General features: G+C 42.1%; 8 protein-coding genes. 4 read left to right on the forward strand and 4 right to left on the reverse strand.

The annotated features are described in order from the left end of the window. Window positions 1–49 precede the first annotated feature (49 nt). The 4 genes from hemL to hemA form a co-directional block, all read right to left on the reverse strand. On the reverse strand, window positions 50–1,366 hold the full coding sequence (gene hemL, locus WC743_RS25960; RefSeq protein ID WP_373016469.1) for a glutamate-1-semialdehyde 2,1-aminomutase: 1,317 nt from the start codon (window positions 1,364–1,366) through the stop codon (window positions 50–52). Window positions 1,367–1,480: 114 nt separating this feature from the next. Beyond that, the gene (gene hemB, locus WC743_RS25965) at window positions 1,481–2,452 is read right to left on the reverse strand and encodes a porphobilinogen synthase (protein ID WP_373016470.1); all 972 of its coding nucleotides are present in this window, start codon (window positions 2,450–2,452) and stop codon (window positions 1,481–1,483) included. Between the two features lie 94 nt (window positions 2,453–2,546). Further along, window positions 2,547–4,121 (reverse strand): hydroxymethylbilane synthase, encoded by a 1,575-nt coding sequence (hemC, locus tag WC743_RS25970; RefSeq protein ID WP_373016471.1) that lies wholly within the window; start codon window positions 4,119–4,121, stop codon window positions 2,547–2,549. 223 nt (window positions 4,122–4,344) lie between these two features. After that, window positions 4,345–5,571 carry a glutamyl-tRNA reductase gene (hemA, locus tag WC743_RS25975; protein WP_373016472.1) on the reverse strand — a complete coding sequence of 409 codons (1,227 nt, stop codon included), beginning with the start codon at window positions 5,569–5,571 and terminating at the stop codon, window positions 4,345–4,347. A gap of 528 nt (window positions 5,572–6,099) precedes the next feature. Between hemA and WC743_RS25980 the strand changes: the two genes are divergently transcribed. From WC743_RS25980 to WC743_RS25995, 4 genes are all read left to right on the forward strand, one after another. Beyond that, window positions 6,100–7,626, forward strand: a complete 1,527-nt coding sequence (locus tag WC743_RS25980; RefSeq protein ID WP_373016473.1) for a GNAT family N-acetyltransferase — start codon at window positions 6,100–6,102, stop codon at window positions 7,624–7,626. 124 nt (window positions 7,627–7,750) lie between these two features. Beyond that, window positions 7,751–8,581, forward strand: coding sequence for an alpha/beta hydrolase family protein (locus WC743_RS25985; RefSeq protein ID WP_373016474.1), 831 nt, complete (start codon window positions 7,751–7,753; stop codon window positions 8,579–8,581). 77 nt (window positions 8,582–8,658) lie between these two features. Then, window positions 8,659–9,654 carry an MBL fold metallo-hydrolase gene (locus WC743_RS25990; protein ID WP_373016475.1) on the forward strand — a complete coding sequence of 332 codons (996 nt, stop codon included), beginning with the start codon at window positions 8,659–8,661 and terminating at the stop codon, window positions 9,652–9,654. A gap of 24 nt (window positions 9,655–9,678) precedes the next feature. Continuing rightward, window positions 9,679–10,560: an alpha/beta hydrolase gene (locus WC743_RS25995; RefSeq protein WP_373016476.1), complete on the forward strand. Its 882-nt coding sequence runs from the start codon at window positions 9,679–9,681 to the stop codon at window positions 10,558–10,560. The last annotated feature ends 633 nt before the right edge of the window (window positions 10,561–11,193 follow it).

Genomic DNA, 11,193 nt, shown 5'->3' on the forward strand with positions numbered 1-11,193 from the left:
ATATTTCATTAGTTTGCAGTTTTAAGCGTGCTCCGTTACACGCCCACTTTTAACTTCCCTGTTTAAATACGATATCCAGACTATCAAATATAGCTGTTTTTGTTGTTTCTAAATCAGCCATTGTATGGGCCGCAGATATAAAACCAACCTCATAACCCGACGGGCCTAAATATATGCCCCTGTTTATCAGCTCGCGGTGCATTTCTTTAAACTTAAGCATACTTGCCGGGTCAATTTCTTCGGCAGTGCTTATACCGGTTCTATCTGTAAATGCAAACCAAAAAACAGAGCCGATAGTAAACACTTTAAAATTATAACTGCGATTGGCAACAAATTCTTGTATAGATTTTACAAAATGAGCTGTTTTTGTATGCAATTCATCATAAAACCCCGGTTTTAACAGCTCCGTTAATTGCGCAATACCCGCCGCCATAGCTACCGGGTTGCCTGATAGTGTACCTGCCTGATAAACCGAGCCTACCGGTGATATATGATCCATAACCTCTGCCGATGCACCATAAGCGCCAACAGGTAAACCACCACCAATAATTTTACCATAAGTAATAATATCCGGCTGTATATTGTAATATGCCGCTGCTCCTTCAAAACCAATACGGAAGCCCGAGATCACCTCATCAAATATCAGCATGGTGCCGTTTTGCGTACATATCCGGCGCAGGTATTCTAAATATTCAGGAGTTTGCAACAGCAAACCGTTATTAGCCGGAACAGGCTCTATAATAACTGCCGCAATTTGCCCCTTAAACTCATTAAAAGCCTCCTGCAGGGCTTCTTTATCATTCAATGATATAACTATCGTTTCATCGGCAAAAGCCTTTGGTACGCCTGCTGATGAGGTTTCGCCAAAGGTTACAAGGCCCGAGCCTGCTTTAACCAATAATGAATCGGTGTGCCCATGATAGCAGCCTTCAAACTTTAATATCTTATCGCGTTTAGTATAACCCCTTGCCAGCCTGATAGCAGACATAACCGCCTCCGTACCCGAGCTTACAAAACGGATCTTTTCAATGAAACGGTTGTTACTCAATATCAGTTCTGCCAGCTCATTCTCTAATGCGGTAGGCGCGCCAAATGACATGCCTTTTTGCATTACTTCCATCACCTTTTCACGAACGGATGAGTGGTTGTGACCAAGGATAAGTGGCCCCCATGAGCAGCAAAAATCAATAAATTCATTACCGTCGGCATCCCATATGTGGCTGCCATCGCCTTTTTCAATAAAAAGCGGTGTGCCGTAAACAGATTTAAACGCCCTGACAGGTGAATTTACCCCTCCCGGGAAATAGGTTTTAGCTTTATCGTACAATGCTGCAGATTTTTCTCTGCTGATATCGGGTATACTCATTTTATTTCGTCCATGCGTCATTGCGAGGAACGAAGCAATCTCCCTTTAAGCATATCGGCTATGCACAGTTTTGAGATTGCTTCGTTCCTCGCAATGACGCTTTTTAGTATAGGCTTAAAGCCACTTATTTAACAATACTTCTTTAGCGTGATAGGTTAGTATGGCGCTCGCGCCTGCCCGGCGGATACTGGTAAGCACCTCGGTAATAGCACGCTGCTCGTTCAACCAGCCTTTTTGTATGGCGGCTTTTATCATGGCATATTCGCCACTTACATTGTATGCCGCAACCGGGAGCTCGGTATTGTCTTTTATTAACTTAATTACATCAAGGTAAGGCAAGGCAGGTTTCACCATCAAAAAGTCGGCGCCTTCCAGTTCATCCAGGTTGGCCTCAATTAAGGCTTCGCGCTGGTTGGCGGGGTTCATCTGATAGGTTTTTTTATCGCCAAATTTTGGTGCCGAATTTAAAGCATCTCTAAAAGGACCGTAAAACGCGCTGGCATATTTTGCCGAGTACGACATGATAGATACATTGGTAAAACCATTTTCATCAAGCACATTACGGATATAGCCCACACGGCCATCCATCATATCTGACGGAGCAATAATATCTGCACCGCTGCGGGCGTGAGCTAACGCCATTTTGCCTAAAATCTCCAGGGTTTCATCATTCAATATCTCGCCATTCTCCACAATACCGTCATGTCCATCACTGCTGTATGGGTCCATTGCAACATCGGTAATTACACAAGCTTCGGGGAAATTCTTTTTAACGGCGCGGATTGCACGCAGGTAAAGGCTTTCCTCACGGTGGCTTTCAGTAGCATATTTATCTTTTAATGCTTCGTCAATATTAGGGAACAAGTCAAACGAGTGTAAGCCCAGGTTCATGCAGCTTTCTACTTCGCGGAGTAAATTATCTATCGAGTACCTGAAAATACCGGGCATTGATGATACTTCCGTTTTTTGGTTTTCGCCATCAACAATAAACAGCGGGAATATAAGGTTAGCTGCGCTAACATGTGTTTCCTGCACCATCTGGCGTATTACTTCACTTTTCCGGTTTCTTCTTGGTCGTTGTAACATATACCCCCCCAGCTCCCTAAAGGGAGAGCTTTTTGAATTTCTATTATAATATAATTAACCCCTCTATTGTTCCCCCTTCAGGGGGTTAGGGGGTTTAAATCCCAAACACAGCCTCTGCCAAGCCTACTTCATCAGGTGAAAAAGGCAGGATATATTTTACACCCATTTCATCAAATTTTTTGCCGGTTGATTTGCCAATGGCTATTATTTTTTGTCCGGGTTCAAGCAGGTTATCTGCAAAGTAAGCTTCCACGTTGCTGGGGCTGGTAAATACCAATACATCTGCACCACTTGGCTCTACATTTTCTTCCAGCACAGTTTCGTAAACCGGTAGATTAATGATTTTTGTATCGGCAGACAGGCCTTGCTGGATACTGCCCATGGGGCTATCAGCACCGGGGAACAATATATGGGTCCCGTTAGCCAGTTTAGCAAAATCGTTAGCCACATCGGCGGTATCATTACTGTCGCCAACATAATCGGCAAAGTGGCCGTTACGGCGCAGCATATCTTCAGATCCGGTACCCATTACACCAAACTTTATCTTTTTAGGAAAAGATGGATTTAATTTGAAGAAATATTCCACCGCGTTTTTGCTGGTGAAAAATATCCAATCCATATTGCGCAATATATACGAATCAAACCTGGTGATAACCGGTACGGTACGGATCAATGAGCGCGCCTCTATTTCTATTTTGTGCTTATCCAGCGCCCTGCGGAAATAACTGGTAGCTGAGATATCACGTGAGATAAATACTTTATTAGGGAATTTACGGTCTTTAGCAAAACGGGCAACGATCTTATCAATAACCCCCTCTAAATTATCCGTCTCAATAAACAACCTGTCGGGGAAACCCTCGCCATCATCAGCTTTTGAGGTAAATATCTGAAACTTACCCTCGTCCCTGCGGCAGTAAACACCAAGTGGTAAATGACAGCCACCTCCAAACATTTTTAGCACGCCGCGCTCCAGCGCTATTTCTTCCGCCACATCGAAGTGGTTCAGGGCCTGCAAGGTTTCAAACAAGGCATGATCACTCTCGCGGATCTGAATAGCAAGCGCACCTTGTGCCGGGGCGGGAATAAATTCAGTCGCGGTAAGTTCTTCAACATGAAATTCACTCAGGTCGATGCCTAAACGGGTAACACCGGCTTTGGCCAGCATAATGGCATCATACTTTTCATCGCGTAGTTTACCTATGCGGGTTGGTACGTTGCCACGCAATTCATCTATTTCCAGGTCGGGGCGAATGGCCAGTAGCTGTGCCTTGCGCCTATTGGATGATGTACCTACCATGCCGCCGAATTTAACGGAGAGTTTTTGGCGCACATCAACACAATCTTTCAAGATCAACAACAGTTCAGCCGGGTCTTCCCGTTCTGAAACTGCTGCGATAATGAGTCCCGGAGGGTTTTCAGTAGGCAGATCTTTATGCGAGTGTACTGCAATATCAATACTGCCTGCCAGTAATTCTTCTTCAAGTTCTTTGGTAAAAAACCCCTTACCCTCCAGCTTATCAAAGCTTAAGTTGAGGATACGGTCGCCCTGGGTTTTTATAATTTTAAGTTCGGCGGTAATGTTAATAGCAGCCAGACTGTCCATTATAAAGTTTGCCTGCCATAAAGCTAATTCGCTGCCACGCGTTCCTATTATTATTTTTCTGTCCAAAGGGATAAATATTTTACTGCAAATTTAATTTTTTATGGGGATGATAAGGAATGCGATTGCAGGAATTATATCTAATTGCAACAAAATGACCCTTATATGGGTGTATTAAGCAAAAAGAGAAAAAAAAAGGAGATAACTGCTATTATTTAGAAGGAAATAGAGTTAATGGGAAGGAATAGGAGAATTATACTTCGTTAAGCCGGTACCAATTAAGAGAAGAAATTTAGTTATTATTGATGAGGATATCTTTAGCCATGATCATGGGAACACTGATGTATTTCTTCTCCATGTAGTTGATCACTTTTTCCAGTATCTCGCGCGATTCTTTGTCCATACCCTGCACTTCTTCGGCAAATACGGTATTCACGGCATTGTTGCGGATCTCTTTGATCTTCTCCGGCACCTGGCGCATGGCCAGCTCAATACGGCGTTGTTTCAGCATCACCAAAAACTCGGCAATGTTTTGCTCTATTATGGCTTCGGCGTGTACCAGTTCCTGGTAGCGTTCCTGCAGGTTCTTTTTGGCAACTTCATTAAGAGAGTGTACCTCAATAAAGTTCACATCAAATTGTTCCAGCACTTCAGGAGCGGTATCATTTGGTATGGCCAGGTCAACAATTGTTTTTTTGCCTTCTTCGCCGTTTAGTAAAGAAGTATAAATCTCAGTTGTAATAATAGGCTCAACTGCCGATGTGCAGGTAATAATAGCATCAAACCCTTTATTGAAATCCTTAAGATCGGATAATTCAAAAGCTTCGCCACCTAAATCGTTAGCTAATTGCTGCGCGTTGGCAAGCGTACGGTTGAATACGGAGAAATTTGAGAATTTATGCTTTTGCAGGTATTTAGATATGTTCCTGTTGGTTTCGCCTGCTCCAATGATAAGGATACGGGCGTTAGAACATAATTTCAGATCTTTTAATTTACGGTATGCTAATGACACAACCGAAATAGGGTTCTTTGAAATATTGGTATGTGTATAAACCTCTTTAGCTGTTTTAACAATGCAGCCCATCACCACACGCAGTGAATCGCCGGTTAGGCCGGCATCTTTGCAGCTTTCATAAGCTTTGCGTAATTGGGCTAAAATTTCTTTTTCACCAACAATTAAACTTTCTAATGAGCATGAAGTACGCAGTAAATGGTTCATTGCTTCCTGTCCCTCATAAATTGAGGCTGCTTCTAAGAAAGTACTGGTAGAGTGTGAGCACAGGCCAATTTCTAATGCTTCAATAAAAGCATGTGCAAATTCTCTGTCAACAATCTGCGGTGTCGACATGATAAATTCGACACGGTTACAGGTAGCAAGGTAAAATATTTCGGCAATGCCAAAACGTTCTTTAACCTCATGAAGCTTATCAGTCAGATTTTCCTGGCAAATTACCAATCTCCCTAATTCCTTCAGCTCAATCTGTTTATGCGTAAAAGCTATTACCTTTAAATACTTCAAAGCAGTTTTTAATTTTGACCCAACAAAAGTAACACACGGCGAATGATCCAATGTCAAGGATATGTCAAACAGGAGTATTTAGAATGTTTATAAATTAGGTACATTCCCTAATATATTCCCTCCTATTTTGTTAAAATATCGTTTTCCGAAATAAATGGCCTATAAAAATGAAAATATTAAAAATATCAGCCTTATAATTTTGATAGCCGGTTATTTTTATTGCCGGATTTTATCAATTTATAACCCCCTATCTTATTCCTATATTTTCTCTCATTATTGCCATTACCGGTAGTGTTAAATGCACTATCCGGTTTTTTCGAAATTTCTTCGTGCTGTTAATGATACGCCCAAAATCTCATAAGGTTGCTTCATGGGGGATTATAATCGAATAAGATCATTACAGCAACCTTTATTAATGCCATAGGCCTGATCACATAAAGAATAGTAAATCAGGCAAACAGCAGCAGTCTTAATGCTTCTACTTAATATCAAAAACAAACAATTACCATTAAATAGAGTTACAGCAAAATGGATCTGCAAAGTATTGAAATGCGCAACCTGGATGTTCAGGATTACCAGGAATTAAAAAAGTCAATGAAATCTGCCTACCTGGATATGGATGAGGACTATTGGGACGCCGCATCGATAAAAAAACTTATCAAACTTTTTCCTGAAGGGCAAATATGTGTTACTGTTAACAACGTTGTTGTTGGTTGCGCGCTATCAATAATTGTTGATTATGACAAGTTTGGCGATACCCATACTTATAAACAAATAACGGGCAACAGCACGTTTAAAACGCATACTGATAAAGGCGATGTGCTATACGGGATTGACATTTTTGTTCATCCTAAATACCGCGGTTTACGCCTTGCCCGCCGTTTGTATGAAGCCCGCAAAGCTTTATGTGAAAAGCTAAACTTAAAAAGTATTATAGCCGGTGGCCGGATTCCCAATTATCAAAAATTCCAGACCGATCTTACCCCCCGCCAGTATATTGATAAGGTAAAATATAAAGAGATTTATGACCCTACCCTATCGTTTCAGTTAGCCAACGATTTTCACGTTCGAAAAATATTACGAAATTATTTGCCTGAAGATAGCCGTTCTAAGGGCTTTGCAACGCTTATTGAGTGGAATAACGTTTATTATGAAGAACCCAGCTCGGTAATTAATAATAAAACGGTTGTACGTATTGGCCTGGTACAATGGCAAATGCGGCCTTACAGCAACATTAGTGAATTGATGAAGCATGCCGAATATTTTGTTGATGCCGTAAGCGATTATCAATCGGATTTCATTTTGTTCCCCGAGCTGTTTAACACGCCGCTAATGGCCGATTATAATCATATGGATTCTGCCAAGGCCATGCGTGAACTTGCAAAATATACACAACCTATTGTTGAGGAGTTTTCAAAACTGGCAGTATCTTACAATGTAAACATCATTGCCGGTAGTATGCCTAAAATTGAAGAGGATTCGATGTATAATGTATCCTATCTTTTCAGGCGTAACGGGAGCATGGAAGAGACCACAAAAATACACCCTACACCGGCAGAGATCAACTCCTGGGGTATGCGTGGCGGCGATGAAGTAATAGCATTTGATACTGACGCCGGTAAAATAGGTATCCTGATATGCTATGATGTTGAGTTTCCTGAACTCTCCCGCATTTTGGCCAGTCAGGATATGCAAATACTTTTTGTACCATTTTTAACCGATACACAAAATGGTTATAACCGGGTTAAATTTTGCGCCCAGGCCCGCGCTGTAGAAAATGAATGCTATGTGGCTATTGCCGGTTGTGTTGGTAACCTGCCTAACGTAAACAACATGGGTATATCCTATGCGCAGTCGGCGGTATTTACGCCTTCAGATTTTGGTTTTCCAACAAACGGGATCCAGTCAGAAGCTACCCCAAACACCGAAATGATAGTTATTGCAGATGTGGATCTTTCGGTTTTAGACGCCTTGCATGAGTATGGCAGCGTTCAAAATTTAAAAGACCGCCGTACAGATCTGTATGGAATAACATTTAATGGCAAGAAGATATAAATTAACCTGTTGGTTAAGGCATGGGATGCTGCATAATTCATCATTGTATCTATTCACGCAACTGATAAAAAAATTCAAATTAGGCTTGAGCTAACTATACGAAACATTACTAATTTCGTATCCTATGATCCGCAAGAACTTTTATACTATTCCCGGCGCTAAAGGCAGGGGAATGCTGGCCGATATTACTTTTGATGATGCATTACCTCATGCCCCACTTGTAATCTTCGCACATGGTTTTAAAGGCTTTAAAGATTGGGGAACGCATAATCTTGTTGCTAATTACTTTGTTCAAAATGGGTTCCGTTATTTAAAATTCAATTTTTCGCATAATGGCACAACAACTGATAACCCTATTGATTTTGCCGACCTGATCGCGTTTAGCGATAATACTTTTTCTATTGAACTTGAAGATCTTAATTCGGTTATTGACTTTGCCTGCGGCGGATCATATGTGCCCGCCGTAAGAGAAGTTTACCTGATAGGCCACAGCATGGGTGGAGGTATCAGCATCATAAAAACTGCCGAAGATAAACGGATAAAAAAACTGGTAACGATGGCATCTATATCAAGTTTTTATAATTTGTGGCCCAAACAGGCCGAGGCGCAATGGCGCCTGCAAGGTATTATGTACATGCCCAACAAACGTACCGGGCAAAACATGCCTTTAAAAGCAACCATACTGGACGATCTGGAGAAAAACCCTGATCGTTTAAACATCCTGACTAAAGCCGCCGATGTTAAACAACCCTGGCTAATTGTTCATGGTGATGATGATACCAGCGTACCCCTGAGCCATGCACAGGAACTGCATAATGCTCAGCCCCACTCTGAATTAATCGTTATTCCTGGTGGTGATCATACCTTCGGCGGAGCACATCCGTACCCGGAAAATACGCTTCCTGTAATGTTATTGCAATTTTGTGATGCGGCAATCGCTTTTTTAAGGAAATAGCTGCAGCTAAACTGATATATAGACAAACTTTTACGTTATTATAAGATTTAATAACAATACAAGCTTTATAATTGCTTATGAATTTAGTTGGTGCCAGTAAAAAAGGAAAAAAGTTTTTAAACCCCATACCTACCCACGAGGCCGGCTTCGACAAAATGATCCCCATTTTAAGGGAGTACATTAACAACAAAGCCGAAAGTATCCCCAAAAAGCAATTAGGTCCATTTAAAACAGACCCTGCCATTTTTCAAACGCCGCCGGAAAACGGTTTACGCGTTACCTGGCTGGGGCATTCCAGTTTGCTGATAGAGATAGATGGCATCCGTATACTAACTGACCCGGTTTGGAGCGAACGGGTTTCGTTCTCCTCCTGCATTGGCCCAAAAAGATTTTTTGCACCGCCATTGGCACTGGAAGACCTCCCGCCGCTTGATGTGGTAATTGTATCGCATGATCATTACGACCATTTAGACAGCAAAACCATCAAATTTTTCGCTGATAAAGCTATTCCTTTTATTTCGCCTTTAGGTGTGTGCAGATATCTGGAACAATGGGGTATCTTAAAAAATTACACACACGAGGTTGACTGGGGAGATAGCGTAATGATAGGCAATTGCAATATTACGGCTACTCCGGCAAGGCACTTTTCGGGCAGGGGAATTGTTAATCGTAATGAAACCTTGTGGGCCTCATTTGTAATAAAAGGCCCTAAACACAATATATTTTTTGGTGCCGATTCTGGCTGGTTCCCTGGCTTTGCCGACATTGGCGAAGCCTTTGGCCCCTTTGATCTTACCATATTGGAAATAGGCGCTTACGGTGTTAACTGGCCTGATATACACATGGGGCCTGATAATGCATCAAACGCACACATTGCTTTAAAGGGTAATATAATGATGCCTGTACACTGGGGGACTTTTAACCTGTCAACACATGCCTGGTTTGAACCCGTAGAAAAATTGGTACAATTTGGTAAAGAGAAAAATATTAAGTTATTTTTACCTGAGCCCGGCCAACCAGTTGATGTTAAAGCCCCCTATAATTCTGAGTGGTGGAAACGTTACATGGGTTAGGGCATAAACCTAATTGCTAACATCATGAAAACCCTGAATCTGTACTGCAAAGTTTTGGTTGTTTTGTTGCTAAGTACCTTTGTGGCAAAAGCGCAAACCGTTATTCCGTTGTGGCCAAAAGGCGCGCCTGGATTTGAAAACCGCCGTAACGAGCCCGAGCAGGCTAAGGATTACTGGGTTAAGAACATCCACAACCCATCAATAACTGTATTTGCACCTCCTGCGGATAAAGCAAATGGCGCGGCTGTGGTTATTTGTCCCGGTGGAGGGCACCGTTTACTGGTTTATAATGCTGAAGGTGTAGCCCCGGCCAAATTTTTTAATAGCATTGGTGTTACCGTGTTTGTATTGAAATACCGTTTAGGCCGTGATACTTTATCACCATATAAAATTGATGTGCATGCCAAAGCGGATGGCTATCGCGCCATGCGTTTGGTTCGCAGCCGTGCTGCAGAATGGGCTATTGATACCAACCGGATAGGCCTGATGGGCTTTTCGGCAGGTGGTGAGGTGGTTGATATGATATCATTTAAAGATACCAAAGGCGACCCTAAAGCTGCCGACCCAATAGACCGGGCCAACGCTAAGCCTAACTTTATTATACAAGTTTATCCCGGCCCATCTTATTTGCCTGATGTTGTTAGTGCTGATGCGCCGCCAGCTTTCCTGGTAGCCGCAAATGATGATGTTTGCTGCTCTTTGCCATTGATACAGCTTTTACAGCGCTATCGTGATGCCAAAGTGCCGGTAGAGATGCACATGTATGCAAGGGGTGATCATGCTTTTAATATGGGTACTAACAGAAAGTTAAAGTCGATAAACAATTGGCCCCAACGTTTAGCCGATTGGATGGAAGACAGCCATTATCTGCAACCGGAAAAAGATTTAAAGAAGGTGTTGCATTAAGGATATTGGGGTTTCTTTTAATTTCATGGGCATACGGGTAGCTCCTACGGAGCAAAGGGAACCCTGCTTTTCGTCTCTACAAAGCTGTAGCCCCGATGGGGCAAATACTTAAGATCATCATTACAAATTCATTAAGGAAGTTAAATATCCCTGTTCTGTAGGAACAACCGCTTTGTAGAAAAGGGCACAACAGCGTCGCGTGCCGTAGGTACGCAACTCCGTAAGTGCATTTGTTTTGCGTTAGATTTAAAGAAGGTGTTGCATTAAGGATATTGGAGTTGTTTTAATTTCATGGGCATACGGGTAGCTCCTACGGAGCAAAGGGAACCCTGCTTTTTCGTCTCTACAAAGCTGTAGCCCCGATGGGGCAAATGGTTAATATCAATATTACAAATTCATTAAGGAAATTAAATGTCCATGTTCTGTAGGAGCAACCGCTTTGTAGAAAAGGGCACAACAGCGTCGTGTGCCGTAGGTACGCAACTCCGTAAGTGCATTTGTTTTGTGTTAGGGATTTCTATGGCATAATCAAGAAAAAGTGAAAAGATATTCTTTGATAAAAGGGCTGTTTCTTTTGACCACAGATAAAGCTAAAGCAAGTAATTTGTTCCTGACAGCGTTAATGACAGACAT

This window comes from Mucilaginibacter sp., assembly GCF_041660805.1.
Lineage (GTDB): Bacteria > Bacteroidota > Bacteroidia > Sphingobacteriales > Sphingobacteriaceae > Mucilaginibacter.